This is a genomic window from Pseudomonas sp. S2_F03, assembly GCF_054668335.1.
The window spans coordinates 3,643,019-3,669,961 of sequence record NZ_CP162759.1 but is presented as its reverse complement, the minus strand read 5'-3'; the positions used below and the strand labels follow the sequence as shown (position 1 = coordinate 3,669,961).

The following is a 26,943-nucleotide window of genomic DNA, read 5'->3' as shown; positions in this document are numbered from 1 at the left end:
TTACAGCAGCACTTTTAATAACAGTGTTGCAAGAGATTGATATTAATTGAACAGCAGCCGATAGAGTGCGGCCTCCAGAATGAGGCCGCTGACTATTATGACGTTGGCTTGTCGCCATACCAGCGCGGCGTATACACCCACTCGCCACCCTCGGCACGCGGGAACACACAGGTGGTGGAGGAGCCGATCAGCACCATCGTGCGCATGTCCACTTGATCCGGGGTCAATAGCCCCAGCGTGGTGACGCGCAAGGTCTGGCCCGGACGCCCGATGTCTCGTCCCAACACCACCGGCGTTTGCGCGGTGCGGTGTTGCGCGACGATCTCCAGTGCCCGCCCCAACTGCCAGGGACGCGAACGCGAGATCGGGTTGTAGAACGCCAGCGCCAGGTCCGCCTGAGACGCCAGGTCCAGACGTTTCTCGATGATTGCCCAAGGCTTGAGGTTGTCCGACAGGGACATCACGCAGAAGTCGTGCCCCAACGGCGCGCCGGCCTGAGCCGCGGTTGCCAGGGAAGCAGAAACACCCGGAAGGATCTCCAGATCAACGCGGTGCCATGTGGGCTCATTCGATTCGTGTAGCGCTTCGAGCACCGCGGCCGCCATGGCGAACACGCCGGGATCGCCGGACGAGACGACCACCACCGAACGCCCCTGGGCTGCCAGTTCAAACGCATGGCGAGCGCGCTGCATTTCCTCACGGTTATCGGTGCAGTGCAGCACCTGATCGTCGCGAAACGGCCCGGCCATGCGCACGTAGGTTTCATAACCGAGCACATCATTGGCACGCGCCAGTTCGGCCTTGACCGCCGGCACCATCAGTTCGGCGGCGCCAGGGCCCAGGCCGATCACCGCCAGACGACCGCGCGCACGACCGATCCGGGCGGGGTCCAGCGGTTGGCTGGCCACTGCAATAGCAAGACCCAAGTCTGCCGAAACGACGGCAGCGTCCGGCACGGTGTGGCGGGCCAGTTCGCCGATGCTGCCGCTGAACGTCGCAAAACGCAGCGGCACGCCCAGTTCAAGCGCCGCTTCACGCAAGGCCGGGTTGGCCATGTGCAGCTCGCTGGCCACCAGGCACGCCAGCGATTGCACGGCGATGTTCGCCTGATGCAGCGCCGCGCGAATCGCATTCGGCAGCTCCGCCACATCGCCATTCACCGCCACCAGAACGCTGCGCGGGTAGATCAGCAATTCATTAGCCGCAGGCAGGCGCTCGGCACTGCCGACGTGAATCGACAACTGCGCCTGCGGATCCTCGGGCAATTGCGCCTGCGCCAACCATGGCGCCGCGCCTTCGATGCGCACGCTCTGGCCGGCGAGTAAATCCGAGACAAAGCGTTTACCCAGTTCCAGATCACCCAGCGCGTAACCACTTGGCGGATTGAGCAGGCACGTGCCAAAGCGCAATTCACCGCTGGTGGTAATCGCTGCCGCAACGTCGAGACCGTCAGCGATCTCCCGGGCCATGACGTTCACACCACCGAGCCCGCCGAGCAGCGGCACCACGGCGCTGCCGTCTTCGGCCACCGCCAGCACCGGCGGCTCGGCGCCTTTTTCGAGCAACAACGGTGCGAGCGTGCGAATGACAATGCCCGCCGCACACAGGGCGATGATCGGCGTGTCCTGTTGATAGAACTCACGCAAGGTTGCGCCGAACTCGTGATAGACACGGTCTGCGCCTTCAACCCGTTCAGCCAGGCCGTGGATCAATGCGCCGGGGTAAACCTGCTGAATCTTGCGCGCGGTCGCAAGGCTGCCGTTGCCCAGAATGACAATCGCCGGAACGGGACGGGCCATCAGCCTTGCCACCGTTCGCCGGGCACGATAATCAGCGAGAAGTACGGCGAGGACATCGGCTCGACCTCATTGAGCGGCACTATTTTCTGATTGGCCATGGTCGCGCGTTCGACGTACAGCGCGCGGTCTGCCAGACCGAGTTCTTCGAGCACCTGGCGAACCTTGGGGAAATTGCGCCCCAGCTTCATGATCACCGCCGCATCGGCATCGGCCAGCCGACGCTTGAGGTCGTCGTGAGGCAGCACACCGGACAGCACCGACAAACTCTGATTGCGGTACACCAGCGGCGCGCCCAGCACCGAAGCGCCGCCGAGCATCGAGCAGACACCCGGCACGACTTCGGCTTCATAGCGCTCGGCCAGTCGATCGTGCAGGTACATGTAAGAGCCGTAGAAGAACGGATCACCTTCGCAGATCACCGCTACGTCACGGCCCGCGTCCAGATGCGCGGCGAGTTCTTCGCCGGCCGCATCGTAGAAATCGCTGATCACTTGCTCATAGGACAGCGGTGCCGGCAATGCCTCGGTGGTTACCGGGTACACCAACGGCAGCAGCGTTTGTGCGTCTTGCAGATGCGCTTCGATGATGCCGAAGGCATTGCCCTTTTTGCCCTTGGCGACGAAGTACGCCACCACCGGGGATTCGCGCAACAGGCGCAGGGCTTTGACGGTAATCAGCTCCGGATCACCGGGGCCGACGCCCAGGCCAATCAAGCGTCCAGGTTGCTGCATCATTCGATCTCCGTGGCGAGGGCATTAACAGCGGCGGCGGCCATGGCACTGCCACCCAGGCGACCTTGCATGATGACAAACGGCACGCCGCGACTGTCGGCGGCGAGCGCGGCCTTGGACTCGGCAGCGCCGACGAAGCCCACCGGGAAGCCGAGGATCAGGGCCGGTTTTGGCGCGCCGGCGTCGAGCATTTCCAGCAGATAGAACAGCGCGGTCGGCGCATTGCCGATGACCACGACGCTGCCTTCCAGGTGCGGGCGCCACAGTTCCAGCGCGGCGGCGGAGCGGGTGTTGCCCAACTCGCGGGCAAGCTCTGGAACGCTGTCGTCGCGCAGTGTGCAAATCACCTGATTGTTGGCTGGCAGGCGCGCGCGGGTCACGCCTTCGCTGACCATCCGCGCGTCGCACAGAATCGGCGCACCGGCCGCCAGCGCATCGCGCCCGGCCTTGCCCGCGCCTTCGGAAAACTGCAAGCCGTCGATGGCATCGACCATGCCGCAGGCGTGGATCACGCGCACCGCGAGTTTCTCCAGGTCGGCGGGGATTCGTGCCAGGTTGGCCTCGGCGCGAATGATCGCGAAGGAGTTGCGATAGATCTCCTGACCGTCGCGTATGTAATCAAGCATCCAGGGGGCTCCGTGAGCGGTCGTCGAGCAAGGCTGCGACCGCTTCAATAGTAAGACTGCGGGCGTGCAGCGCGCCGAAACCGGGCTGTGCTGCATCGCGAAAATAGAGGTCGTAGCGACCGGCAGAAACCGCCAGCAAGGTGATCGGCGCCCGGTGCGCCGCCGCGCAGGAACGCGTGCAACCGGACAGATGAACGTTCAACGCATGCCCGTGACGTTGCAGCAGCGCCGCCAGTTGCCGGGCATCGCCCTTGGTGTCGGCCAGGCCTTTGCCGCACCCGGTCGAACCGGTGCAGGCAATCAGTCGGGCCAAGGCATCATCGGCCGAGCATTGCAGGCCCAGTTGTTCAAGACTGTGGATAACGTACGGCGCATCGACGCGCTGGACAGCGGGCAGCAACAGGCTTTGCCACGGGGTAAAGCGCACGCTGCCATCGCCCTTCTCCCGAGCCAGTCGGGCGACGCCCCGGAGCATGGCGGGGTCGAGGCGTCCCAGCGGCGGTACGGCGCCGACACTACACCTGCCCGGGGTCACGCTGCGGATGAGCGCCGATGTGCAGGATGCCGGCACTCGCGTCACGCTGCCACTCGGTGACGGGCATCAGCGGAACGCGTTCGGCCAGATGCGCGAGAAACTCGTCGAGCGGACATTCGGCGAGCAAATGACGCATGCGCGTCTGATCCGGGCGCGCCCGTTCCAGAAACACTTCAAGCACCGCAACAACCAGCGCATGGCCCTGATCCAGCGCCACCGAACTGACGGGCACGTCTGTCGGGCAACCGGCCAGACCAAACGCCCAGCGCTGTTCGCCGTTCCACTCGACCGCAGAAAGCCACAGGTCATGCGGATGTTCGAGCATGGCCAAGGCTTCGCCGCCATCGAGTTGCACGGCAAATTTGGCGCTGAGGTCATGGAAGGGTTCGTGGTTTTGCAGGGTTGCGAGAATCTGCCCGGCCAACGGACGTGTGTCGATCAACATGTGCTGATCGATCCCGGCGCTCGGGCTGAGCATCAGGTTGCGCACATCATCGCCAGCGACAGTGCTCGGGCCCAGCCCGGCCGCCATCAGGCTGTCGATCAACGCCCCGTGCTGCGTACCGATCCCGCGAATTTGCAGGTTGGCGCGGTTGGTCGCCTCGATCACGCCGCCAGCAAAGCGCTCGGCTGCACAAGCCACCGCCTCAGCCTGATCGGCACTGATCGAACCGCCATTCAATTTGATCCGGCAGATACCGCCATCCAATGCCTGAACGATACGTAGCAACCCCGGGCAAGCCGAGGGGCGTAAGGCAGTGGACATCGGACGTTCGTTCAAAGGGGCGACTGGCTCTGTGGGAAAGGCGCTTCGCGGGCGAAGGCGCGGTATTATGCCTGCTTTGTCAGGCGGCATGAAAAGCCTGCCCGTCGGAACTGTCCGATTGCGAACTATTTTGAGGGCTGCAGATGTCACCCTGGCTGACAGTAGTGGGAATCGGTGAAGACGGCTTCAAAGGCCTGGGCAGAAATGCCCGGCACGCGCTGCTGCGTGCTTCGCGGATTATTGGCGGTCAGCGTCAACTGGATTTGTTGCCCGTGTGCATTCGTGGCGAGCGGCAGTTGTGGCCGAGTCCTTTTTCCCTGGAGCCGATGTTGGCCCATCGAGGCGAGCCGGTGTGCGTGCTGGCCAGCGGCGATCCGATGTTCTTTGGCGTCGGCGCCAGCCTGGCGCGGCAAGTGCCGGCAGCTGAAATGCAGATTCTGCCCGCCCCCTCCTCCTGCTCGCTGGCGGCGGCGCGAATGGGCTGGCCCTTGCAAGAGGTCGTGACGCTGTCGGTGGTGGCCCGCCCGGTCGCCGCACTGAACGCCCATCTGTCCAGCGGCGTGCGCCTGCTGGTCTTGAGCAACGACGGCCACAGCCCTGCCGTTATTGCCCGGTTACTGCGTGAACGCGGTTTCGGTCTGAGCCGCCTCACGGTGCTGGAGCATCTGGGCGGTGAGGCCGAACGGCGCATCGAAGGCGTTGCCAATGACTGGAATGATCCGGCGGTCGCCGATCTGAACCTGATCGCCATCGAGTGCATCGCCGAACCGAACACTCCGCGCCTTTCGCGTCTGGCCGGGCTGCCAGACTCTGCGTTCAAGCACGATGGGCAACTGACCAAGCGTGATATTCGCGCCATCACCCTCGCGCGCCTGGCGCCGGTGCCCGGTGAACTGCTGTGGGATGTCGGCGCGGGCAGCGGCTCGATTGGCATCGAGTGGATGCGCGCGCACCCCGGTTGCCGTGCACTGGCGATCGAAGCCGATGCGGGTCGCCAACAGTTGATCGAATTGAACCGCGACGCCCTTGGCGTTCCCGGCTTGCAGCTGATCCGTGGCAGTGCGCCACAGGCGCTGGCCGGGCTCGAACGCCCGGACGCGATTTTCATCGGTGGCGGTGTCACCCGCGAAGGCGTGCTCGACACCTGCTGGGCACAACTCAAACCCGGTGGGCGACTGATTGCCAACGCCGTGACGCTGCAAAGTGAAATGACCCTGATGGCCTGGCGCGAACAGCACGGCGGTGAATTGACCCGCATCCACATTGCTCAGGCCCAGCCGTTGGGAGAGTTCGACACCTGGCGTCAGGCGTTGCCGATTACCTTGCTGGACGTGACGAAGCCCTGCGATGCGTGACGAAACCGCCGAGCAACCCGCCCCGCTGCGCAGCGGCCTGACCACCGGCAGCTGCGCCACCGCCACCAGCCTGGCGGCCGCACGCTTGTTGTTGGCCGGGATGAGTGCTGACGCGGTAGAGATCGTTTTGCCCAAGGGCAAGCAGGTGCAGATGCGCCTGGAGTTTTGTCGCCTGACGGACGACGGCGCCGAAGCCGGGACGATCAAGGATGCCGGCGATGACCCTGACGTGACCCACGGCGCCCTGCTGTTTACGCAAGTGCGTCTGAGCGCCGAGCCGGGCATACGCTTCAACGCCGGTCGCGGCGTCGGCACGGTGACTCGGCCTGGGCTGGTGCTCGGCGTCGGCGAGCCGGCGATCAACCCGGTGCCACGCAAAATGATCAGCGATCACCTGAGGTTGTTGGCCGAAGAGTTCGGTTACAGCGGCGGTTTCGAGGTCACCGTTAATGTCGAGGACGGCGAAGCCCTGGCGCTGAAAACCATGAACCCACGACTGGGGATTCTTGGCGGGCTTTCGATTCTCGGTACCAGCGGCATCGTCCGGCCGTTCTCCTGTGCGGCGTATATCGCCTCGATCCACCAAGGCATCGACGTCGCCAAAACCAATGGTTACCTGCACATCGCCGCGTGCACCGGCAACGCCAGCGAAGACACCATGCGCCGGGTCTACGACCTGCCGGAAATCGCCCTGATCGAAATGGGCGACTTCGTGGGCGCCGTGCTCAAACACCTGCGCAAAGTGCCTGTGGATAAACTCAGCCTGTGCGGCGGCTTCGGCAAGATCAGCAAACTGGCGGCCGGGCACATGGATTTGCACAGCCGGCACTCCAGCATCGACCTGCCGCAACTGGCGGAATGGGCAGCGGCGGTTGGCGCCGATAACGCGTTGCAACAGGCCATTCGCGAGGCCAACACCAGCCAGCAAGCCTTGGCCATGGCCAGCGCGGCAGGCATCGCGCTGGGTGATGCGGTGTGCCAGCACGCCCTGGATTTTGCTCGCAGCGTGGTGCCGGCGCAGGTTCAGGTCGAAGTGTTTGCCATCGACCGCCAGGGCGGGATCGTCGGTCATGCGGGGGCTTTTCAATGAAGCGCATTTTGCTGCTCGGCGGCGTGACGGAAGCCCTGGCCATCGCTCGAACCCTCGGATCGCAACACCTCTATAGCCTGGCCGGCGTGGGTCGCGTGCCGACCGATTTGACCTGCCAGGTGCGCGTCGGCGGCTACGGCGGCGCGGAGGGTCTGGCGCAGTTCATTCGCGATGAAGGCATTGACCTGCTGCTGGACGCCACTCATCCCTACGCCGCACAAATCAGCCAGAACGCCGCCACTGCCGCGCAGTTGACCGGCATCGCCTGCTGGGCACTGCGCCGTCCGGCCTGGCAACCTCAGGCCGGGGATGACTGGCGCGAAGTCGGCGACTGGGCCGAACTGATCGACGCCCTGAAACCCTTCCACCGCCCCCTGTTCACCCTCGGCCGCGAACCCTTGCAGCACCTGCACGAAATCCCGCCGGAGCAATTCTGGACCTTGCGTGCGCTGGACGTTTACCCCGGCAACGAGCGCTGCGAAGTGATCGGCGCACGCGGGCCGTTTCTGCTTGGCGATGAACGCGAGCTGTTCGAACGTCGGCAGATCGATGTGCTGATCAGCAAAAACAGCGGCAGCACCGCCACCGAGCCGAAGCTGGACGTGGCACGGGAGCGCGGGGTGCCGGTGATTGTCTTGAAGCGACCGGTGTTGCCAGGAGTTGATCGGGAGTTCGGGGTGGTGGCAGACGTGCTGGCTGCCCTGACAGCTGAGATCAACACATAACCCGTAGCAGCTGGCGAAGCCTGCGTCCGGCTGCGAAGCAGTCGTAAATCCTGCATCCACGGTTAACCTGAAAAATCGAGGTGCCTGATTTTACGACTGCTTCGCAGCCGGACGCAGGCTTCGCCAGCTGCTACAAAAAATGCGTGATCGGCGCTGGACGGCACTGGCAATCTGAAATTCGCGACTGTCATAAATTTATAGATGCATGGCACTGCGACACCACACCGCACGCCGCTTTTTTACTTATCGGCCCTGATCGGGCTAAATAGCCGCGCTTGATCTTCCACTCAACCGGATTTGTCCCATGTCCCGACATCGGCTTGCAATTGCCTGGATCGCCTGCTTCGCAGTGCTGTTCAACATGCTCGCCATGCTGATGAGCAACGCGATGGCACAAACGGCGAAATCGCCGGCCGAGCAGTTGTTGTGGGCAGTTTCTGCACGTCCAGCGGCACCAAAATGGTGGCGATTTCCATGGGCACGCTGGAGCAGAAAGCGCCGCAGAGCGACGATCATTCCAACATGCAGCATTGCTGGTGTTGTTCGGGTTCCGCGCCACTGGTGGCGTTGCCGGGGCACGAACCACAGTTGTCACTTCGCACAGTTCGAATCCAATCGAAGCTTGCCCGCCACCACACTCGATACCCCTACACCGCGCCAGCAATGGCCCAGCCTCAACCCCCGCGCTTCCCCTCTGGTGTGATTCCTTCTCGCAATTGACCTGCGTTTTGAATCGCTCTGGAGAACTGCCATGTTGAACAAACTCATCGTTCTGGCCGCGTTGCTGCTGCCTGCCTGCTTTGCCAATGCCCACGAATATAAAGTCGGCGAACTGGAAATCGCTCATCCGTGGTCGCAAGAATTGCCGCCCAACGCGCCGACCGTTGCTGCGTATTTTGTGATCGACAACAAAGGCAAAACGGCTGACCGACTGCTCAGCGTTGACTCGCCCATTGCCGGCGAAGCCCAGTTGCATGAACACATCATGCAAAAGGATCTGATGAAAATGCAGCAGGTGCCGAGCGTCGACATCCCTGCCGGCGGCAACGTCACGTTTGCGCCGATGGCCTATCACGTGATGCTGGTAAACCTGAAAGACCGCAGCCTGCTGAGCGATGGCAAACACTTCCCGCTGACAATGCACTTCGAAAAAGCCGGTGACGTGACCGTCGAAGTCGCGGTGCAGAAGAAGCCACAGGAAGATACGCAGATGCACGCCCACGCCCAGTAATCGACTGAGCTGAACACGCCCATGCGCCCGCTTAGCGCCAGGTCATCCGCGTCACGTCGTCAGTCCTTGAGCCTGACGCGCGGCAGCTGGATCAGCCTGTTCGCCATGCTGATGATCTTTATCGGACCGCTGATTTCTCAGTCGATGCCGATGGATCAACGCGCCTCTTCAATGACCATGAACATGTCGATGGACATGAGCATGGACATGGATATGTCGGCAATGGAGCACGCCGACCACGGCGCGCAACCCACTGCCGAGCATTGCCCGCCTACCACGTCGCACCACGCGATCTGGGAAAAATGCGGCTATTGCAGCCTGCTGTTCAATTGCCCGGCGCTGACCGGCGGTGTTTCGTTTACCGCCTTCGATACCCCGCCAGCCCCCACGTTCACCACCCCGTCCACCCGCCTGGGCCACGCCCGGCAAACCGTCTTCCCCGGCGCCCGAACCCGCGCCCCACCCGTCGTCGCGTAAACACCCACCGCTGATTTCACACGGTTTAGAAGACAGCCAAAGGCTGCCGGCCGTGTCGTTTACGACTGTTCGATGGAAATTGTCATGTCCAGGTTTTCTGCTGACTCACGCTTGAGCGCTGCCCAAGCAACTTTCGCCCTGAACGAATCCAGTGTTCGTTTCAGGCACGCCACCGCATTGCTGTGTGGCGCCTTATTGACCCCGATGGCGATGGCTAATGAACACGCCGGCCACGCTGAAGAACTGAGCCCGACGGTGATCACCGCGATCGCCCCGAGTTCACCGCTGACCATCGTCACCAACCCTAAGGACCCGCGCCAACCCGTGCCGGCCAGCGACGGTGCCGACTACCTGAAAACCATCCCCGGCTTCGCCCTCGTGCGCAACGGCGGCACCAATGGCGACCCGGTGCTGCGCGGCATGTTCGGCTCGCGGATGAACATCCTCACCAACGGCGGCCAGTTACTCGGCGCCTGCCCCGGCCGGATGGATGCCCCCACCTCCTACCTTTCGCCGGAAACCTACGACAAACTCACCGTCATCAAAGGCCCGCAAACCGTGCTCTGGGGCCCGGGTGCTTCGGCCGGGACCATCCTGTTCGACCGTGAACCGGAAAGCTTCGGCGAACTCGGCTCGCGGGTGAACGCCAGCGTATTGGGCGGTTCCAACGGTCGTTTCGACAAAGTGGTGGACGCCGCTGCCGGTGGCTCGCTGGGGTACGTGCGGGTGATCGGCAACACCGCGCATTCCGACGACTACCGCGACGGCAACAACGACACCGTGCCGTCGCGCTACGACAAGTGGAACGGTGACGTCGTGCTCGGCTGGACCCCGGACGCCGACACCCTGCTGGAATTGACCGCCGGCAAAGGCGACGGTGAAGCGCGTTACGCCGGGCGCGGCATGGACGGTTCGCAGTTCAAGCGCGAAAGCCTGGGCCTGCGTTTCGAGAAGTCGAACATCGGCGACGTGCTGGACAAGGTCGAGGCGCAGATTTACTACAACTACGCCGACCACGTGATGGACAACTACACCCTGCGCACGCCCTCCGGCACCGGGATGATGTCCGGGCCGATGGCGTCGAACGTGGACCGCCGAACCCTCGGCGCACGAATCAAGGCACCTGGCGCTGGGCCGACATTCAGTTGATCAGCGGCATCGACGCGCAAACCAGCGAACACCGCCAGCGCGGCAGCATGGGCATCGACACCTACAAAAACCTGCCATACACCGAGGACGCCGACTTCCACAACTACGGCGTCTTCGGCGAACTGACCTGGTACGCCGCCGACCGTGACCGGCTGATTACCGGCGCACGCCTGGATCGCGCGACGGTCAAGGATTACCGGCAAACCATCGGCTCGGGGATGATGACGCGCCCCAACCCGACTGCCGACGACACCCGCGCCGACACCCTGCCCAGCGGCTTCGTGCGTTATGAACATGACCTGGCTAACAGCCCGACCACCCTGTATGCGGGCCTCGGCCACACCGAGCGTTTCCCGGATTACTGGGAACTCTTTTCACCCAAGAACGGCCCCGCCGGCTCGGTGAATGCCTTCGATTCGATCAAGCCCGAGAAAACCACGCAGATCGACTTCGGCCTGCAATACAAAAACCAAGACCTCGAAGCCTGGGCCTCGGGTTACATCGGCAAAGTGCACGACTACATCCTGTTCAACTACACCCCGACCATGATGGGCACCACCTCTCAGGCACAGAACATCGACGCGCGAATCATGGGCGGCGAGCTCGGTGCGGCGTATCAACTGACGTCCAACTGGAAAACCGACGCCACCCTGGCCTACGCCTGGGGCAAGAACAGCAGCGACGGCAACGCGCTGCCGCAAATGCCGCCACTGGATGCGCGTTTCGGCCTGACCTACAGCGAAGACAACTGGAGCGCCGGGGCCTTGTGGCGCGTGGTCGCGGCGCAAAACCGCATCGACCTGAACAAGGGCAATGTGGTCGGCAAGGACTTCGGCAAGACCCCGGGTTTTGGCGTGTTCTCGCTCAACGGTGCCTACCGGATCAACCAGAACTGGAAGGTCAGCACGGGCGTCGACAACCTGTTCGGCAAGGCGTACGCCGAGCATTTGAACCTGGCCGGCAACGCCGGTTTTGGCTACCCGGCCAATGACCCGCAAGCCATTAAAGAACCGGGGCGAACGCTCTGGACCAAGGTGGACATGAGCTTCTAAAAGCATCGCGAGCAAGCTCGCTCCCACAGGAACACCACCGTCCATGTGGGAGCGGGCTTGCCCGCGATCGGTTGCGAAGCAACCGCAAACAAAACAACTAAAAGACCCAAGCCAAAGCGGAGCACACGTGATGAAACAGCCCAAAGTGAATTTCTACAACCTGGCCTGGCGCTGGCATTTCTATGCCGGTCTGTTCGTGGCGCCTTTTATGGTGATGCTGGCCCTGACCGGCACTCTCTACCTGTTCAAACCGCAACTCGATCCGTTGATGTACGGCAGCCTGATGAACGTCCCGGCCGGCCACCACACCGTGTCCGCCGATGACCTGCTCAAGCGCGTGAAAGAGGCTTATCCACAGGCAACGATCAAACAGTACCTGCCGCCGGTCAACGCCGAACGCAGCGCTCAGTTCGTCGTGATCAACGGCGGCACCGAATTGAACGTGTTCATTGATCCGTACCACGGCGACATCCTCGGTGAGCAAGACGCCAAGAAGAACCTGCAAGCCATTGCACGGGCGATTCACGGCGAGCTGATGATCGGCACCGTCGGTGATCGACTGATCGAAATGGCCGCCGGTTGGGGCATCGTGCTGGTGGTGTCCGGTGTGTTCCTGTGGTGGCCGCGCGGCCAGGCAGCGGGCATTTTGTGGCCGCGCCTGAGCAGTCGCGGACGTGTGCTGTGGCGTGACCTGCACGCCGTGACCGGTTTCTGGGGCGCGTCGTTGCTGTTGGTGATGTTGCTCAGCGGCATGACCTGGACCGGTTTCTGGGGAGAGAAATACGCAGGCGTCTGGAACGTGTTCCCGGCCGCCATGTGGGACAACGTGCCCAAATCCGATGAACAGGCCCGCAGCCTCAACACCGCCACGCGCCAGACCGTGCCGTGGGCGATGGAAAACACGCCGATGCCGATGTCTGGCGACCACGCCCAACACATGGCCCACGGCGGCACGCAAGCCGGCCCCGCCGCACCGACCATCAGCCTGCAAGACGTGCAGGACATCGCCGAGCAACGCAACGTCGAGCCGGGTTACAGCATCACCTTCCCGAAAACCGCGACGGGCGTGTTCACCATCGCCGTGTTCGCCGACGACCCGCGCAACGACGCCACGCTGCATGTCGATCAATACAGCGGTGAAGTCCTCGCCGATGTGCGTTTCGAACAGTACGGCACCGTCGCCCGCGCCACCGAAATCGGCGTGATGCTGCATGAAGGCAAGATGTTCGGCGTGGTCAACCAGATCATCGTCCTGCTGATTTGCCTGATGATTCTGCTCAGCGCCGTCAGCGGCGTGGTGATCTGGTGGAAGCGCCGTCCGCAAGGCAAGTTCGGCGTTCCACCGCTGCGCCACGACCTGCCGAAGTGGAAAACCGCGACGGTCATCATGCTCGCACTGGGCGTGATGTTCCCGCTGGTGGGGGCTTCCATGGTGGTGGTCTGGGCGCTGGACCGGGTGCTGCTGGCACGCCTGACTCGACAAACTGAAACGGGCCCGGTTGTCTGAGTAATGAACGGATACCGAACCGTGCAAGCAACATGAGGAACAGGGGCTGGTGCTCGCTCTGGCCCCGTTCAAGTTACCCGCCTCAGCAAGGATCAACCTGAAGGTAGCCGTTGCAATTGTGGACACTACTCAATGCGTCCATGTCGATGTCCCGGGACAGATTGGGTACGCCACCACCGTACTGATTCTCGCAAGTAACGGTCATTCGACACTGGCCATTCTGCAGGTCGATGACCATCGGCACGACCTGATCTGGCGAGGTAGCATTTGAGTACTCCTTGCAGCTTTGGCTAACAGGATTCTGCTTCCAGGCGCTGATGCAGTCTTGTCCGGCAGTGGCCGCGGCAGCGCTCCATAGAACCAGCACACAGGCCAATGTTGTGATGGTGAAGATCGGCATGATCAGTATCTCTCTGCCCATGAAGAGATTTAACGCTAACGCTCGCGAGGACCACGGTCTACTGTCACAAATGACAGTCCGGCATAACCTTTGGCGATTGAATGAATCTCAAACCAGCAAACTGAATCGGTCTCATCTTCATCATGAAACAGGCGAGATGCGCGGATTAGAGAGGTCTGTAGACTCCCCGCGCTTATCTTGCGGTCATTTTTAGTGTTACTGTGTAACGCAAAATGACGCTCTGACCCTAAGACCCTAAGACCCCATCGCGAGCAAGCTCGGCTCCTACAGGAATTGCATGAACCCGTATCGCGATGGCGCTGCGTGACCCTGTAGGAGCCGAGCTTGCTCGCGATGGCGCCATCAGCAAAACCCAATATCTCCGAGCAAACGCATGACCTCGCTGAACCTCTCCCACCTTGCCTGGACACCCTTGGGCCACGGCCATTGTCATCACCAGTTCCAGCTGCGTGATGCCTCCTTGCACGTGGCCGCCGGTGAGTTCGTCGGGTTGATCGGCCCCAATGGCAGCGGCAAGACCAGCCTGCTGCGGTGTGCCTGGCGCTTCAGCAAACCCGAAAGCGGCGAGGTCAGGCTCGACCATCAAAACGTCTGGAAACAGTCCTCGCGCTGGTGCGCGCAACGCATCGCCGTGGTGCTGCAAGAATTCCCGGACGCGTTCGGCCTGACCGTCGACGAAGTTGTCGCCATGGGCCGCACGCCACACAAAGGCCTGTTCGATGGCGACACCCTGGATGACCGGAACCTCGTGACCCAGGCGCTGGAATCGGTAGGCCTAAAAGGCTTCGAAGACCACGCCTTCGCCACCCTCTCCGGCGGCGAAAAACAACGCGTGATCCTCGCCCGCGCCCTGGCCCAGCAACCGCAACTGCTGATCCTCGACGAGCCGACCAATCACCTCGACCCGCGCTATCAGCTCCAATTGCTGCAACTGGTCAAACGCCTGCAAATCGGCACCCTGGCGAGCATCCACGACCTCAACCTGGCCGCCGCTTTCTGTGACCGGTTGTACGTGATCAATCACGGCCGCATCGTCGCCAGCGGCACACCCCGGGAAGTGCTCACCGAGGCATTGCTGCGCAACGTCTTCGGCGTCGACGCCTTGATCGATGAACACCCCCTGCACGGCTACCCACGAATCACCTGGATAACCCAACCATGACTTTGCGTTCCCTGCTGTGCGCCGCCCTGTTGCTGGGCAGCGCCCAGGCATTGGCCGAGGCCACTCATTACCCGTTGACGATTCAAAGCTGCAATCGCGAAGTCACCTTCCAGCACGCGCCGAAACACGCGGTCAGCCACGACATCAACATGACCCAGATGATGCTCGCCCTCGGCCTCAAGCCGAGCATGGCCGGTTACAGCGGCGTGACTGGCTGGAAGTCGGTGACGCCCGAGATGCAGAGCATCCTCGACGGCTTGCCAGAGCTGGCGGCCAAGTACCCGTCGGTGGAAACCCTGCTCAACGCCAACGTCGATTTCTTCTTCGCCGGTTGGGATTACGGCATGCGCGTGGGCGGCGACCTGACGCCGCAAACCCTGCAACCGCTGGGCATCAACGTCTATGAACTGACCGAGTCCTGCGCGTTCGTGATGAGGCGCCCCGCCGCCAGCCTGGAAGACACCTACAACGACCTGCGCAACCTCGGCAAAATCTTCGACGTGCAGGACCGCGCCAACGCCTTGATCGCGCAGATGCAGGCGCAAGTCGACGAGGTGCGCCAGGACCTGCCGGCGGACAAACCGCGCGTGTTCCTTTACGACAGCGGTGAAGACCGCGCCATGACCTCCGGCCGCCTCGGCATGCCGCAAGCGCTGATCGATGCGGCGGGCGGGCGCAACATTCTCGATGACGTCGACGCGAGCTGGACCCGGGTCAACTGGGAGAACGTGGTCGAGCGCAATCCGCAGGTGATCGTGATCGTCGACTACGGCGAAGTCACCGCCGAACAGAAGGTGCAATTCCTGCTCAACAATCAAGCGCTGCAATCAGTGGACGCGATCAAGCACCAGCGCTTCATCATCATTCCCTACGTGCAGGCGACGCCGGGCATCGACAACGTGTTGGCGGTCGCAAGCCTGGCCAAAGGTTTCCACGGCAAATGATCAACCATCGTTACACGTTGTTGCTGCTGGCCCTCGGCGCGTTGTTACTGGTGTCGTGCGTGGTGTCGCTGGGCTTCGGCCCGGCGCGGGTGCCGGTGGACGTGGTGTGGCGGATTTTGCTGCACAAGGCATTCGGTGTTGGCGACGTGAACTGGAGCGCCGGGCAGGAGCACATTGTGTGGTTGATCCGTGTGCCGCGCATGTTGCTCGGTGCGTTGGTCGGCGCTGGGTTGGCGTTGATTGGCGCGGTGTTGCAAGCGGTGACGCGCAATCCACTGGCCGACCCGCACCTGCTCGGCGTGACCTCGGGTGCCACCCTCGGCGCGGTGATTGTGGTGCTGCATGTCGGTGAAATCGTCGGCCTGCTGACCTTACCGATGGCCGCGTTTATCGGCGCGCTGGTGAGCATGTTGCTGGTACTGATGATCGCCAACCGCAATGGGCGACTGGACAGTGACCGGTTGCTGCTGTGCGGTGTGGCGGTGTCGTTCGTGATGATGGCGATCGCCAACTTGCTGCTGTTTCTGGGCGATCACCGTGCCAGTTCCGCGGTGATGTTCTGGATGCTCGGCGGGCTCGGGCTGGCGCGTTGGGAATTACTGGCGGTGCCGGCGGCCAGTGTGTTGCTGGGGCTGGTATTGCTGTTGGGCATGGCCCGACCGTTGAATGCGTTGATGGCGGGCGAACAGACGGCGGTGACCCTGGGGCTCAATGCGCGCACCGTGCGGTTGCGGGTGTTTTTGATTGCATCACTGATGACCGGGGTGCTGGTGTCGATCAGCGGGTCCATCGGCTTTGTCGGGCTGATGGTGCCGCACATTGCGCGGCGCCTGGTCGGGGCCGAACACCGGCGATTGTTGCCGGTGTGCGTGTTGCTCGGCAGCGTGTTTCTGGTCTGGGTCGACGTCGCCGCCCGCACCCTGATCGCCCCCGAGGACTTGCCCATCGGCGTGGCCACGGCGGCGATTGGCGGGTTGTTCTTCATCGGTCTGATGCGCCGCCGTTGACGTTCAAAAGAACACCACTGAACTCTGTGGGAGCGAGCCTGCTCGCGAAGACGACGGCACATCAATCGGGGACTGGCCAACCAGACGTATGACTCCGTAGCGGGAGGCGTGACCGAGGAGTGGATCCGACAGCAGATGCGACTGCTGGGCGTGGTCGCCACCTTGATCACCGTCGACTCCACCACCGCAGGCCTCAAGCTGGCGGCCAAAGGCAAGGCCGATGCGATGCTCGCCGAGCGGATGACACTCAAGAACTTCCTCGACAACCAGTACCCCAACGGCCCGCGCTTTGCTTCAGGGCGCTGGAACCACAACGTAGTTCACGTTGCTCCCTTGATACTGTGGCTGATACCAGGTCGACCCGCACTGTAAATACGTCGTGTTGTTGCGCATGACCTGCGAGCAATCGTTGGGCATTTCGTCAGGCTCCATGATTGACCCGATAGCCGCTGCGGTGACCGCTACCGTAGCGCCTACCACTAATGCCGCCGCGAGCGGATTATCGAAGTCATCATCGTCGTCATAGTGGCCGTAACCATCCGCATTGACGTTGACGTTACGGTTGATGTTGCCATTGTTGACGTTGCGGTTGACGTTGCCATTGTTGACGTTGGCCCGGTTGCCCACGTTGTTCCCGGCAGCGGTGCGGTTGCCGGCATTCACATTATTGCCAGTACGGTTGGTCGCATTGAGGTTGTTCGCCGTATCGCCGCGGTTCTCGGCGTTGACGTTATTCCCCGCATTGGCACGGTTCTCGGCCTTGACGTTATTCCCCGCATTGGCGCGTTGACCCGTATTGGCTTTGTCCCCTGCGTTGGCGCGATTACTCGGTTTGGCAGTGTTCGCGCGTTGCTGTGGCGGATTGACCCGTTGAGCCCTTTGCGCGTTGGCTGGCGGTGGCCGGTTCACCGAAGTCTTGGCCTGCCCTTGAGCACGTTGTGGTCTGGCATCGGCCATGGGGATTGCACCGACGGTGAGTACCGATGCGGTTGCGAACGCAAACAACAGGTTCCACGCCAATGTGCGTTTCATGTCATTGCCCTCCCTGCTCAGCCACTTTTTTCAACGGAATAGCTGCATCGCCTTTACCCGGTTTGAAGGTGAACATTGACTCCTTCAACTGCGGTTTCAGATTCCAGCGATATACCGCGCTGTATTCCGGAAAACTGGGTGCATCGGTGGTGGTAATCACCAGCTTGCACGGTAGCGGTGTTTGCGAACGAGTGATCCACAGCTGCCAGTCGACGCCCTCCTGCCTGAACGCCAAATGGTCACACAGCTTGCCGTCGATCGTCGAAGGCCCAACGTAGGCCGCTTCCTTGAGTGCATCAATTTGCGACTGATCGCTGCCGAACAGGAACAGGTCCTCCATGGGCACTTGAATACCGTAATGTTCCTCGAACAGGTGCAGGGCTTCGGACAGTGTTGGCGGCGCGTCTACTGTTGTGTAGTACTTGAGGAACGGGGCGTATTGGGTCAGCTGCTTGCCGTTGTAGAACAGCTCCCGGTTGCGCACGTCGCCGTCTGCCTTAGCGTAAAACCGATTGTGGTCGAGGACTTTCAGCGTATTGGTGGATTGGGTTTTGATCTTCTGCCCAGACTCAAGAACCGAGTCCCGCGTCACTTCGGCGTCCACCTGAAACTTCGGCAAACTGCGCAGGTAATTGCCCATATCAATGAGCTTGTCGACAACACGCGTGTTGATTAGCGGGTTGCTCGGCGTCGCGGGCGGATCCTCTGCATGGGCCACGGATGCCAGGGCCACGGAGAACATCAGGCAGAAAACACGCGTGCTGGCTTTCATACATCCCACTCCTGGCTCGACGTTGATGTGAAACAACGCCCTATTCACATGACTGCTGGCTGAGCCTAGTTCGCCATTGACCACAACGCCACTAAGGCGGGTCTCGTCGGTTTGCGGGTTTGAATGTTGTTTGGTGTTGGCCTCGTCACCGGCTCAACCCGCGCTGTCCGAGTGCCATCGGAGTCATCCCGGCATGGGGCGACAGCTGTTTACAGCGCTGAAAACCACCGGCACCTCAGTTTCGTTTACCGGTGTTTTTTGCATCAAGCAATAAAAAGCCATCAGTCCACCGGATGTCCCTGTTATCAATTCGCATAGCATTTGACCAACCGCTTAATAGGATTACAGTCTAAGTGAAAGGTCGACCCCGTCGGTCTTTGAGCCGCAACGGCTGTCGCCACGCAGGTTCCTCAACGGCAGGTACAGAAACGGAGTATTGCTCATGACCAAATACCTTCGAATGATCGCAATGATTTCAATCTTCGCGATCGCTGCGGGCTGCCAAATGAATCAATCAACTTCCGCCTCTAGTGCGAAGGCTGCTAACGCGGAAATGGACCGCGACGCGAAGGCGGCGTTACAGAGTTTGTATACCAAAACGCCGCAAGCGCGCGCCCTCGCGCAGCGAGCCAAGGGTATCCTCGTTTTCCCTGATGTGCTGAAAGCGGGCCTCATCGCCGGCGCACATCATGGCGAAGGCGAATTGATCGAGAACGGAAAAGTCACGGGATACTACGCCACCACAGCAGCCTCATACGGCCTTCAGGCGGGCGTGCAGAGGTTTGGTTACGTGATGTTCTTCATGACCTATTCAGCGATGAACGATCTGAAAAATGTTAATGGATTTGAGGTCGGCGTGGGCCCAAGCATCGTGGTCGTAGATTCAGGCATGGCCAAGTCGATGACTACCTCAACGGCTCAGTCCGATGTCTATGCGTTCATCTTTGATCAAAAGGGCTTAATGGCCGGGCTGGGATTGCAGGGTTCAAAAATTACCAAGCTCAGTCGCTAACCAGCATGTCCTGCGTACCGGAGGGGCTTAGTTGAACTGACACCCCCTGTTTGCGCCAAGATGCGCTGTATCGATGAATGGTTTCGATCAAATAGTTGGGCGATCTGCTGGAGAGCAGTCGCCTTACTGCCAGTGATCCCACATCAGTTTTTTCTGGCTTTCGGTGTAATAGATCCGAGGTCTCTTTCATCTGCAACACGCCTTCTACTTACACAGCATTTAGTTGTGTTGCATCGACCTGCTGAATCCACAGTCCCTGGCTGCCCTTAGCGGAGGGCAGCAATGGGGCGTTCTCTGCCGGTCGTCACTACGGCGTGTGCTGGTCAAGTCGAATACAAACAATTGGTCAGCACGGATGCAATTGACCGGTCAGGGGCAAAGCAAATGGGTGGTCAAGTCCATGCCAATACACACAAGCCCCTTCCCGCAGGGGATTTGTAGTTCCGGGCTTGTTTATGTGTGTTTATTCGAATGCAAAAATACCAGACGTTTCCCACGGGTTTTTCAGGTTGTTCGTCGGACGTGAGCTGTCTAGTCTGGGGCTGTCACTGAAGACTCAGTGATCGGGTGTGAGAACCCGGCCAGGTTTCAATCTAACGCTAGCTCCACCATAATTGCCGCCAGCTTATCCGCTGCCGGCAATGACTATGGCGGCTGTGTGCGGGCGGACTTCGGTTCGGCCGGGTTGATTCCTACCGGTTTCTCACTCCGCACATAGCTGCCACCCCTTCGTCGCGTGAGAAACGACAAGTGATGGCTCCAATTGCTTCAAGGGAATCATTGCCATGAATAAGAAGATTGTTCCAGATCCACCCATCGACACCACCATCTCCGATCCCGAAACATCTCGCGACGAAGATCTGCTCAGGGACCGCGACGCCATCAAGCGCGCCCTCGACTACTACCTCGATCCCCCGGCGCACTACACCGAAAAACCCCGCCGCCCCAGCACCATGTTCATGATCGCCCCGAACAACGACACCGAAAGCCTGTTGGTCAACGCCTGTGAATCCCTGGCATCCGCCAGCGTCATGGCCAGCGATTTCGCCACCGACCTGATCGGCCCGCAACGCCACAAGGCGATGGCGATCCAGCAGATCATCATGCTCGCGGAACTGGCCGTGAACCGCGCGGTGGATAACGTCGTCCCCACCTGATACACCGCACAAAAAAATGTGGGAGCGAGCTTGCTCGCTCCCACAGGGGTTGATCGTCGCCCACAGATCCCGCGTCCGACACAAATCAAAATCACCGCGATGTTGAATATACTCGTTCCCACCCGGGCCCAACATTCCCTACACTGCCTGTCTCACGACTCTCAGGATGAGCCTCATGTTGAAAACTGTTTTCCTATCATTACTGGTATTCGGCTCCAACGCTGCATTAGCCGGCACTACCGTCGATGTCTCGAATATTTACGGCAAGATCCAATTCGTCGACAGCTACCCGGACTACAAAGTGCAGGTGGTGAACTCCTATCCTGATCTGGAGGTGCAGACCGTCAACTCTTACGCGAACTCGCCGGGTGAGTGGGAAATCGTCGATAGCTACCCTGATTACAAAATACAGATCGTCGATTCATATCCCGACTTCACCATCCAGTACGTCAACTAATATCCCGGCCCTAACTGAGCCCTTCTGCATCACCGCTGCCGCCAAGCGGCAGCACCACAATGACGCATACCCTCGCACCACCGCCCCGCCCTCGTCCCTTCGTGGTGCGCCGTCACCACGCGCGACCGCTCTAAACCGACATTCCCTGCCTTTCGCCGACCGGGCACAGCCCTTGCAAAACACCCTTCAGTAGTCCGCATCTGCCCACCAAGAAAATTCATAAGTTCATGGAGATCGCACAATGAAGCGTCGTAGCTTGATCAAGGCTTTCACACTCTCGGCATCCATTGCCGCGATGGGCATGACCTGGACCGTCCAGGCCGCCGAGACCATCAAGGTCGGTATTCTGCATTCGTTGTCCGGCACCATGGCGATCTCTGAAACATCGCTCAAAGACATGGCGTTGATGACCATCGACGAGATCAACGCCAAGGGCGGCGTGAACGGCAAGATGCTGGAGCCCGTGGTCGTGGACCCGGCGTCGAACTGGCCGCTGTTTGCCGAAAAGGGCCGGCAGTTGCTGACCCAGGACAAAGTGGCCGTGGTGTTTGGTTGCTGGACTTCCGTGTCGCGTAAATCGGTATTGCCGGTGTTCGAAGAACTCAACGGCTTGCTGTTCTACCCGGTGCAATACGAAGGCGAAGAGATGTCGCCGAACGTGTTCTACACCGGCGCCGCACCGAACCAGCAGGCGATCCCCGCCGTTGAATACCTGATGAGCGAAGAAGGCGGCAGCGCCAAGCGCTACTTCTTGCTGGGCACTGACTACGTCTACCCGCGCACCACCAACAAAATCCTGCGTTCGTTCCTGCACTCCAAAGGTGTGGCCGACAAGGACATCGAAGAGGTCTACACCCCGTTCGGCCACGCCGATTACCAGACCATCGTTGCCAACATCAAAAAATTCCTCGGCCGGTGGCAAGACTGCCGTCATCTCGACCGTCAACGGCGACTCCAACGTGCCGTTCTATAAAGAGCTGGCCAACCAGGGCCTGAAAGCCACCGACGTGCCGGTCGTGGCGTTCTCGGTGGGTGAAGAAGAACTGCGCGGCATCGACACCAAGCCGTTGGTGGGCAACCTCGCGGCGTGGAACTACTTCGAGTCCGTCGAGAACCCGCAGAACAAAAAATTCGTCGCCGACTGGAAAGCCTACGCCAAGAGCACAACCTGCCGGGCGCCGACAAAGCGGTGACCAACGACCCGATGGAAGCCACCTACGTCGGCATTCATATGTGGGCGCAAGCGGCTGAGAAAGCCAAGTCCACCGACGTCGACAAAGTCCGCGAAGCCCTCGCCGGCCAGACTTTTGCCGCGCCGTCCGGCTACACCCTGACCATGGACAAGACCAATCACCACCTGCACAAACCGGTGATGATCGGCGAGATACAGGCCGACGGTCAGTTCAACGTGGTGTGGCAGACCGAAGGGCCGATCCGCGCCCAGCCGTGGAGCCCGTTTATCGATGGCAACGACAAAAAGCCTGACTACGCGATGAAGAGCAACTGATTCCCGGGAATAAGCCCTAACCCTGTAGGAGCCGAGCTTGCTCGCGATTGCGGTACGTCAGACACACCGCCATCGCGAGCAATCTCGGCTCCTACAGGGTCCATCGTCGCCTTTCAGGACGTAGCTATGTCCCTTTATCGCCTGCTTCTCACCATAACTTTTTTGCTGTTGCCGATGGTTTCCCACGCCAGCGACGCCGAAGACTTCGTCGCCGCCAACCCCGTGCAGCAAGCCAAACTGCTGGAAGCCTGGGCCGCGCAGCCCGATTCGGCCCGTGTCGAACTGATCAACGCCCTGCAACAAGGTGAGTTGACCGTCGACGGCCAAGCCAAAACCCTGCGCCTGAATAACCGCCTGCGGGGTCTGATCGACACCGCACTGGCCAGCCACCAATTGCTCGCCGCCGACGCCAAAACCCGTCTGGCCGCCGCGCAGCAATTGCAGAAAAGCGCCAAACCCGCGCAGCTGAAATTCCTCGATCAGCAACTGGCCGGCGAAAAGGACGAAAGCGTCCATGCCGCACTCAGCCTGGCGCTGGCCAACCTTCAACTGGTCGACACCGACCCGGCTGTACGCCTCGCCGCCATTCGGCTGCTGGGTGAAACCGGCGACCCGTTGGCCCGCACTCGCCTCGAAAGCCTGCTGGAACCGGGTGTCGAAGCCGACGCCACGGTGCGCACCGCCGCCGAAACCAGCCTGGCCCAAGTCAAACGCAAACTGCTGATCGGCGAGATGCTCGGTCAGGCGTTCAGCGGCATGTCCCTCGGTTCGATTTTGCTGCTCGCCGCCCTGGGCCTGGCGATCACCTTCGGCCTGCTCGGCGTGATCAACATGGCGCACGGCGAGATGCTGATGCTCGGTGCGTACTCGACGTACGTCGTGCAGATGCTGTTCCAGCGCTTCGCTCCGCAGGCCATCGAGTTCTACCCGCTGATTGCCTTGCCGGTGGCGTTTTTCGTCACCGCCGCCATCGGCATGGCGCTGGAGCGTACGGTGATTCGTCACCTCTACGGCCGCCCATTGGAAACGCTACTCGCCACGTGGGGCATCAGCCTGATGTTGATTCAACTGGTGCGCCTGGTGTTCGGTGCGCAGAACGTTGAAGTGGCCAACCCGGCGTGGTTGTCGGGCGGGATTCAAGTGCTGCCGAATCTGGTGCTGCCGTACAACCGCATCGTCATCATCGCCTTCGCGCTGTTTGTGGTGGTGCTGACCTGGCTGTTGTTGAACAAGACACGACTGGGCCTGAACGTGCGCGCCGTCACCCAGAATCGCAACATGGCCGCGTGCTGCGGCGTACCCACCGGGCGCGTGGACATGCTCGCCTTCGGCCTCGGCTCGGGCATTGCAGGCCTTGGTGGCGTGGCCCTCAGCCAGATCGGCAACGTCGGCCCGGACCTCGGCCAGAGCTACATCATCGACTCGTTCCTGGTGGTGGTGCTCGGCGGTGTCGGTCAGTTGGCCGGTAGCGTATTGGCCGCGTTCGGCCTGGGGATTGCCAACAAGATTCTCGAACCGCAAATCGGCGCCGTACTCGGCAAAATCCTCATCCTCGCGCTGATCATTTTGTTCATCCAGAAGCGTCCGCAAGGCCTCTTCGCACTGAAAGGACGGGTGATCGACTGATGAACCAGCCCCTGCTCGTTACTGCCACACAAAAGGCCGGCCCCACCGCCACGATTGCCGTCGGTGCGGTCGTCCTCGTTCTGTTGCTGGCATTGCCACTGCTGTCGTTGTTGCCGGCGGACAGTGCATTTCACGTGTCGGCTTACACGCTGACGCTGGTGGGCAAAATCCTCTGCTACGCCATCGTCGCCCTCGCACTCGATCTGGTCTGGGGATACGCCGGACTGCTGTCCCTCGGCCACGGCCTGTTCTTCGCCCTCGGCGGTTACGCGATGGGCATGTACCTGATGCGCCAGGCCTCGGGCGATGGCTTGCCGGCGTTCATGACGTTCCTGTCGTGGACTGAATTGCCGTGGTACTGGACCGGCACCAGCAGCTTCCTCTGGGCGATGTGCCTGGTGGTGTTGGCCCCGGGGTTGCTGGCGTTGGTGTTCGGCTTCTTCGCCTTCCGCTCGCGGATCAAGGGCGTGTATTTCTCGATCATGACCCAAGCCCTGACCTTCGCCGGGATGCTGTTGTTCTTCCGCAACGAAACGGGGTTTGGCGGCAACAACGGCTTCACCAATTTCCGCACCATTCTCGGTTTCGGCATTACTGAACCGGGCACCCGCGCCGTGTTGTTTTTTGCCACGGTGGTGTTGCTGGTCGCCAGTTTGTTCATCGGCTGGCGCCTGGCGCAGAGCAAGTTCGGCCGGGTGCTGACGGCGCTGCGCGATGCGGAAAACCGCCTGATGTTCTGCGGCTACGACCCGCGCGGTTTCAAGCTGTTTGTGTGGGTGGTGAGCGCGGTGTTGTGTGGACTGGCCGGGGCGCTGTACGTGCCGCAGGTCGGGATCATCAACCCGAGTGAAATGTCGCCGACCAACTCCATCGAAGCGGCGGTGTGGGTCGCTTTGGGTGGTCGCGGAACCTTGATCGGCCCGCTGCTGGGCGCCGGCGTGGTCAACGGTATGAAGAGCTGGTTCACCGTGGCGTTCCCGGAATACTGGCTGTTTTTCCTCGGCGCCCTGTTCATCGTCGTGACCATGTATCTGCCTAAAGGCGTGATCGGTCTGCTGAAGAAAAGGGGCGAACAATGAGAATCACACCGACGGCGGAATTCATGCTCAAACCTGCTTTTTTTCCTGTGGAACCGAATAAGGATGCCGGCACCAGCCGCGATTCCATTGGTCTTGGCCAACGCGTCGGTCCGGGCCTCGATACCCGCCACGGCACGATCCTGACCCTGGAAGACATCAGCGTCAGCTTCGACGGTTTTAAAGCGCTGAACGCGCTGAACCTGTACATCGGCGTCGGCGAACTGCGCTGCATCATCGGCCCCAACGGCGCGGGCAAGACCACGCTGATGGACGTGATCACCGGCAAGACCCGCCCGAGTCACGGCAAGGCCTGGTTTGGCGAAACCCTGGACCTGACGCAGATGAGCGAAGTGCAGATCGCCCAGGCCGGCATCGGGCGCAAGTTTCAGAAGCCAACGGTGTTCGAGGCTTTGAGCGTGTTCGAGAACCTGGAGCTGGCGCAGAAAACCGACAAGTCGGTGTGGGCCAGCCTGCGCGCGCGCCTGAGTGGCGAACAGAAAGATCGCATCACTGACGTGCTGGAAACCATTCGCCTGACCACGTCGGTCAATCGTCCGGCGGGTTTGTTGTCCCATGGTCAGAAGCAGTTTCTGGAAATCGGCATGCTGCTGATGCAAGACCCGCAACTGCTGCTGCTCGACGAACCGGTGGCGGGCATGACCGACGCCGAAACCGAATTCACCGCCGAGCTGTTCAAAAGCCTGGCCGGCAAGCATTCGCTGATGGTGGTGGAGCACGACATGGGTTTCGTCGGCTCGATTGCCGACCACGTCACCGTGTTGCACCAGGGCAGCGTGCTGGCCGAAGGGTCGCTGGAACAGGTGCAGGAGAACGAACGCGTCATCGAGGTTTATCTCGGTCGCTGATTCGGTGGGATTGCTTTATGTGGGAGCGAGCTTGCTCGCGATAGCGGTGTATCAGTCGACATCAATATTGAATGTACCGGCGCTATCGCGAGCAAGCTCGCTCCCACAGGGTTCTGTGTGAAACAGAAGGAATTCAGAAATGCTGCAAGTCGACAAGCTGCACCAGTATTACGGCGGTAGTCACATCCTGCGGGGCCTGACGTTTGAGGTGAAGGTGGGTGAAGTGACTTGCCTGCTCGGCCGCAACGGGGTGGGCAAGACCACGCTGCTCAAGTGCCTGATGGGTCTGCTGCCAGCCAAGGAAGGTGCGGTGAATTGGGAAGGCAAACCGATCACCTCCTTCAAGCCGCACCAACGCGTGCATGCCGGCATCGCCTACGTGCCGCAGGGCCGTGAAATCTTCGGCCGGCTGACCGTGGAAGAAAACTTGTTGATGGGGCTGTCGCGTTTTCCCGGCAGCGAAGCCAAGGAAGTCCCGGCGTTCATCTACGAGCTGTTCCCGGTGCTGCTGCAAATGAAACAGCGGCGCGGCGGCGACTTGTCCGGCGGGCAACAGCAGCAGCTGGCTATCGGCAGGGCCTTGGCCAGCCGCCCACGGTTGCTGATTCTCGACGAGCCCACCGAAGGCATCCAGCCGTCGGTGATCAAGGAGATTGGCGCGGTGATCAAGAAACTCGCGGCCCGCGGCGACATGGCGATTTTGCTGGTGGAGCAGTTTTACGATTTCGCCGCTGAACTGGCCGATCAATATTTGGTGATGTCCAGGGGTGAAATCGTGCAGCAAGGTCGCGGAGAAAATATGGAAGCCGAAGGTGTACGCGGTCTGGTAACGATCTAATCTGTAGCGTCCTAACGATA

Annotated in this window: 22 protein-coding genes and 5 pseudogenes; 20 read left to right on the top strand and 7 right to left on the bottom strand. The window is 61.1% G+C overall.

Annotated elements, in window-relative coordinates; genetic code table 11:
* Positions 1-95: 95 nt before the first annotated feature.
* The 4 genes and pseudogenes from cobJ to cobG form a co-directional block, all read right to left on the bottom strand.
* The gene (gene cobJ, locus AB4N76_RS17175) at positions 96-1,799 is read right to left on the bottom strand and encodes a precorrin-3B C(17)-methyltransferase (RefSeq protein ID WP_460163283.1); all 1,704 of its coding nucleotides are present in this window, start codon (positions 1,797-1,799) and stop codon (positions 96-98) included.
* On the bottom strand, positions 1,799-2,530 hold the full coding sequence (locus AB4N76_RS17170; RefSeq protein ID WP_046033006.1) for a precorrin-2 C(20)-methyltransferase: 732 nt from the start codon (positions 2,528-2,530) through the stop codon (positions 1,799-1,801). The genes cobJ and AB4N76_RS17170 overlap by 1 nt, the downstream gene beginning before the upstream one ends.
* On the bottom strand, positions 2,530-3,156 hold the full coding sequence (locus tag AB4N76_RS17165) for a precorrin-8X methylmutase (RefSeq protein ID WP_046033007.1): 627 nt from the start codon (positions 3,154-3,156) through the stop codon (positions 2,530-2,532). The genes AB4N76_RS17170 and AB4N76_RS17165 overlap by 1 nt, the downstream gene beginning before the upstream one ends.
* Positions 3,149-4,457 (bottom strand): annotated as a pseudogene (cobG, locus tag AB4N76_RS17160) (precorrin-3B synthase). The gene AB4N76_RS17165 and the pseudogene cobG overlap by 8 nt, the downstream one beginning before the upstream one ends.
* Positions 4,458-4,600: 143 nt before the next feature.
* On the opposite strand from cobG, the gene AB4N76_RS17155 reads away from it, so the two are divergent.
* From AB4N76_RS17155 to AB4N76_RS17120, 8 genes and pseudogenes are all read left to right on the top strand, one after another.
* Positions 4,601-5,812, top strand: coding sequence for a bifunctional cobalt-precorrin-7 (C(5))-methyltransferase/cobalt-precorrin-6B (C(15))-methyltransferase (locus AB4N76_RS17155; protein WP_046033009.1), 1,212 nt, complete (start codon positions 4,601-4,603; stop codon positions 5,810-5,812).
* The gene (locus tag AB4N76_RS17150; protein WP_046033010.1) at positions 5,805-6,902 is read left to right on the top strand and encodes a cobalt-precorrin-5B (C(1))-methyltransferase; all 1,098 of its coding nucleotides are present in this window, start codon (positions 5,805-5,807) and stop codon (positions 6,900-6,902) included. Before AB4N76_RS17155 ends, AB4N76_RS17150 begins: the two co-directional genes overlap by 8 nt.
* Positions 6,899-7,627, top strand: a complete 729-nt coding sequence (locus AB4N76_RS17145; protein ID WP_077432413.1) for a cobalt-precorrin-6A reductase — start codon at positions 6,899-6,901, stop codon at positions 7,625-7,627. Before AB4N76_RS17150 ends, AB4N76_RS17145 begins: the two co-directional genes overlap by 4 nt.
* 304 nt (positions 7,628-7,931) lie before the next feature.
* Positions 7,932-8,330 (top strand): annotated as a pseudogene (locus tag AB4N76_RS17140) (DUF2946 domain-containing protein).
* 48 nt (positions 8,331-8,378) lie between these two features.
* Complete coding sequence (locus AB4N76_RS17135; RefSeq protein ID WP_077432412.1) at positions 8,379-8,858, top strand: copper chaperone PCu(A)C; 480 nt, start codon at positions 8,379-8,381, stop codon at positions 8,856-8,858.
* Between the two features lie 21 nt (positions 8,859-8,879).
* A complete protein-coding gene (locus AB4N76_RS17130) occupies positions 8,880-9,335 on the top strand; it encodes a DUF2946 domain-containing protein (RefSeq protein WP_077432411.1) in 456 nt (151 codons plus the stop codon).
* A gap of 84 nt (positions 9,336-9,419) precedes the next feature.
* A pseudogene (locus AB4N76_RS17125) lies at positions 9,420-11,536 on the top strand (TonB-dependent copper receptor).
* Between the two features lie 130 nt (positions 11,537-11,666).
* Positions 11,667-13,043 carry a PepSY-associated TM helix domain-containing protein gene (locus AB4N76_RS17120; RefSeq protein ID WP_077432409.1) on the top strand — a complete coding sequence of 459 codons (1,377 nt, stop codon included), beginning with the start codon at positions 11,667-11,669 and terminating at the stop codon, positions 13,041-13,043.
* 82 nt (positions 13,044-13,125) lie between these two features.
* Here the strand turns inward: AB4N76_RS17120 and AB4N76_RS17115 are convergent, their stop codons facing one another.
* The gene (locus AB4N76_RS17115; RefSeq protein ID WP_077432408.1) at positions 13,126-13,443 is read right to left on the bottom strand and encodes a hypothetical protein; all 318 of its coding nucleotides are present in this window, start codon (positions 13,441-13,443) and stop codon (positions 13,126-13,128) included.
* Positions 13,444-13,837: 394 nt separating this feature from the next.
* Here AB4N76_RS17115 and AB4N76_RS17110 point away from each other — a divergent pair, with 394 nt between their 5' ends.
* The 4 genes and pseudogenes from AB4N76_RS17110 to AB4N76_RS17095 all read left to right on the top strand — a co-directional run.
* Positions 13,838-14,626 (top strand): ABC transporter ATP-binding protein, encoded by a 789-nt coding sequence (locus tag AB4N76_RS17110; protein WP_223525388.1) that lies wholly within the window; start codon positions 13,838-13,840, stop codon positions 14,624-14,626.
* Entirely contained in the window at positions 14,623-15,570 is a 948-nt protein-coding gene (locus tag AB4N76_RS17105; RefSeq protein ID WP_460163282.1) for an ABC transporter substrate-binding protein, read from the top strand. The genes AB4N76_RS17110 and AB4N76_RS17105 overlap by 4 nt, the downstream gene beginning before the upstream one ends.
* Positions 15,567-16,577 (top strand): FecCD family ABC transporter permease, encoded by a 1,011-nt coding sequence (locus AB4N76_RS17100; RefSeq protein ID WP_046033020.1) that lies wholly within the window; start codon positions 15,567-15,569, stop codon positions 16,575-16,577. The genes AB4N76_RS17105 and AB4N76_RS17100 overlap by 4 nt, the downstream gene beginning before the upstream one ends.
* A gap of 51 nt (positions 16,578-16,628) precedes the next feature.
* Positions 16,629-16,832: pseudogene (locus AB4N76_RS17095) on the top strand (amino acid ABC transporter substrate-binding protein); the annotation flags it as partial.
* Positions 16,833-16,871: 39 nt separating this feature from the next.
* On the opposite strand, the gene AB4N76_RS17090 reads toward AB4N76_RS17095, so the two are convergent.
* A complete protein-coding gene (locus tag AB4N76_RS17090; RefSeq protein ID WP_460163281.1) occupies positions 16,872-17,609 on the bottom strand; it encodes a hypothetical protein in 738 nt (245 codons plus the stop codon).
* A 1-nt stretch (position 17,610) separates the two neighbouring features.
* Positions 17,611-18,381, bottom strand: a complete 771-nt coding sequence (locus AB4N76_RS17085) for a DUF2092 domain-containing protein (RefSeq protein WP_046033022.1) — start codon at positions 18,379-18,381, stop codon at positions 17,611-17,613.
* Positions 18,382-18,823: 442 nt separating this feature from the next.
* Between AB4N76_RS17085 and AB4N76_RS17080 the strand changes: the two genes are divergently transcribed.
* From AB4N76_RS17080 to urtE, 8 genes and pseudogenes are all read left to right on the top strand, one after another.
* Positions 18,824-19,393, top strand: coding sequence for a lipid-binding SYLF domain-containing protein (locus AB4N76_RS17080; protein WP_046033023.1), 570 nt, complete (start codon positions 18,824-18,826; stop codon positions 19,391-19,393).
* Between the two features lie 785 nt (positions 19,394-20,178).
* A complete protein-coding gene (locus AB4N76_RS17075; RefSeq protein ID WP_046033024.1) occupies positions 20,179-20,550 on the top strand; it encodes a DUF6124 family protein in 372 nt (123 codons plus the stop codon).
* Positions 20,551-20,725: 175 nt separating this feature from the next.
* On the top strand, positions 20,726-21,007 hold the full coding sequence (locus AB4N76_RS17070; RefSeq protein ID WP_046033025.1) for a hypothetical protein: 282 nt from the start codon (positions 20,726-20,728) through the stop codon (positions 21,005-21,007).
* Between the two features lie 241 nt (positions 21,008-21,248).
* Positions 21,249-22,514, top strand: a pseudogene (urtA, locus tag AB4N76_RS17065) (urea ABC transporter substrate-binding protein).
* Positions 22,515-22,640: 126 nt separating this feature from the next.
* Entirely contained in the window at positions 22,641-24,140 is a 1,500-nt protein-coding gene (gene urtB, locus AB4N76_RS17060; protein ID WP_046033027.1) for an urea ABC transporter permease subunit UrtB, read from the top strand.
* Positions 24,140-25,219, top strand: a complete 1,080-nt coding sequence (urtC, locus tag AB4N76_RS17055) for an urea ABC transporter permease subunit UrtC (protein WP_460163280.1) — start codon at positions 24,140-24,142, stop codon at positions 25,217-25,219. Before urtB ends, urtC begins: the two co-directional genes overlap by 1 nt.
* The gene (urtD, locus tag AB4N76_RS17050) at positions 25,216-26,085 is read left to right on the top strand and encodes an urea ABC transporter ATP-binding protein UrtD (protein WP_460163279.1); all 870 of its coding nucleotides are present in this window, start codon (positions 25,216-25,218) and stop codon (positions 26,083-26,085) included. Before urtC ends, urtD begins: the two co-directional genes overlap by 4 nt.
* A gap of 139 nt (positions 26,086-26,224) precedes the next feature.
* Positions 26,225-26,923: an urea ABC transporter ATP-binding subunit UrtE gene (gene urtE / locus AB4N76_RS17045; RefSeq protein WP_046033030.1), complete on the top strand. Its 699-nt coding sequence runs from the start codon at positions 26,225-26,227 to the stop codon at positions 26,921-26,923.
* Positions 26,924-26,943: the final 20 nt, after the last annotated feature.

Bases quoted from the DNA above. Each gene is read 5' to 3' on its own strand.
- cobJ (WP_460163283.1), bottom strand. From the start codon at position 1,799: ATGGCCCGTCCCGTTCCGGCGATTGTCATTCTGGGCAACGGCAGCCTT.
- AB4N76_RS17170 (WP_046033006.1), bottom strand. From the start codon at position 2,530: ATGCAGCAACCTGGACGCTTGATTGGCCTGGGCGTCGGCCCCGGTGAT.
- AB4N76_RS17165 (WP_046033007.1), bottom strand. From the start codon at position 3,156: ATGCTTGATTACATACGCGACGGTCAGGAGATCTATCGCAACTCCTTC.
- AB4N76_RS17155 (WP_046033009.1), top strand. From the start codon at position 4,601: ATGTCACCCTGGCTGACAGTAGTGGGAATCGGTGAAGACGGCTTCAAA.
- AB4N76_RS17150 (WP_046033010.1), top strand. From the start codon at position 5,805: ATGCGTGACGAAACCGCCGAGCAACCCGCCCCGCTGCGCAGCGGCCTG.
- AB4N76_RS17145 (WP_077432413.1), top strand. From the start codon at position 6,899: ATGAAGCGCATTTTGCTGCTCGGCGGCGTGACGGAAGCCCTGGCCATC.
- AB4N76_RS17135 (WP_077432412.1), top strand. From the start codon at position 8,379: ATGTTGAACAAACTCATCGTTCTGGCCGCGTTGCTGCTGCCTGCCTGC.
- AB4N76_RS17130 (WP_077432411.1), top strand. From the start codon at position 8,880: ATGCGCCCGCTTAGCGCCAGGTCATCCGCGTCACGTCGTCAGTCCTTG.
- AB4N76_RS17120 (WP_077432409.1), top strand. From the start codon at position 11,667: ATGAAACAGCCCAAAGTGAATTTCTACAACCTGGCCTGGCGCTGGCAT.
- AB4N76_RS17115 (WP_077432408.1), bottom strand. From the start codon at position 13,443: ATGCCGATCTTCACCATCACAACATTGGCCTGTGTGCTGGTTCTATGG.
- AB4N76_RS17110 (WP_223525388.1), top strand. From the start codon at position 13,838: ATGACCTCGCTGAACCTCTCCCACCTTGCCTGGACACCCTTGGGCCAC.
- AB4N76_RS17105 (WP_460163282.1), top strand. From the start codon at position 14,623: ATGACTTTGCGTTCCCTGCTGTGCGCCGCCCTGTTGCTGGGCAGCGCC.
- AB4N76_RS17100 (WP_046033020.1), top strand. From the start codon at position 15,567: ATGATCAACCATCGTTACACGTTGTTGCTGCTGGCCCTCGGCGCGTTG.
- AB4N76_RS17090 (WP_460163281.1), bottom strand. From the start codon at position 17,609: ATGAAACGCACATTGGCGTGGAACCTGTTGTTTGCGTTCGCAACCGCA.
- AB4N76_RS17085 (WP_046033022.1), bottom strand. From the start codon at position 18,381: ATGAAAGCCAGCACGCGTGTTTTCTGCCTGATGTTCTCCGTGGCCCTG.
- AB4N76_RS17080 (WP_046033023.1), top strand. From the start codon at position 18,824: ATGACCAAATACCTTCGAATGATCGCAATGATTTCAATCTTCGCGATC.
- AB4N76_RS17075 (WP_046033024.1), top strand. From the start codon at position 20,179: ATGAATAAGAAGATTGTTCCAGATCCACCCATCGACACCACCATCTCC.
- AB4N76_RS17070 (WP_046033025.1), top strand. From the start codon at position 20,726: ATGTTGAAAACTGTTTTCCTATCATTACTGGTATTCGGCTCCAACGCT.
- urtB (WP_046033027.1), top strand. From the start codon at position 22,641: ATGTCCCTTTATCGCCTGCTTCTCACCATAACTTTTTTGCTGTTGCCG.
- urtC (WP_460163280.1), top strand. From the start codon at position 24,140: ATGAACCAGCCCCTGCTCGTTACTGCCACACAAAAGGCCGGCCCCACC.
- urtD (WP_460163279.1), top strand. From the start codon at position 25,216: ATGAGAATCACACCGACGGCGGAATTCATGCTCAAACCTGCTTTTTTT.
- urtE (WP_046033030.1), top strand. From the start codon at position 26,225: ATGCTGCAAGTCGACAAGCTGCACCAGTATTACGGCGGTAGTCACATC.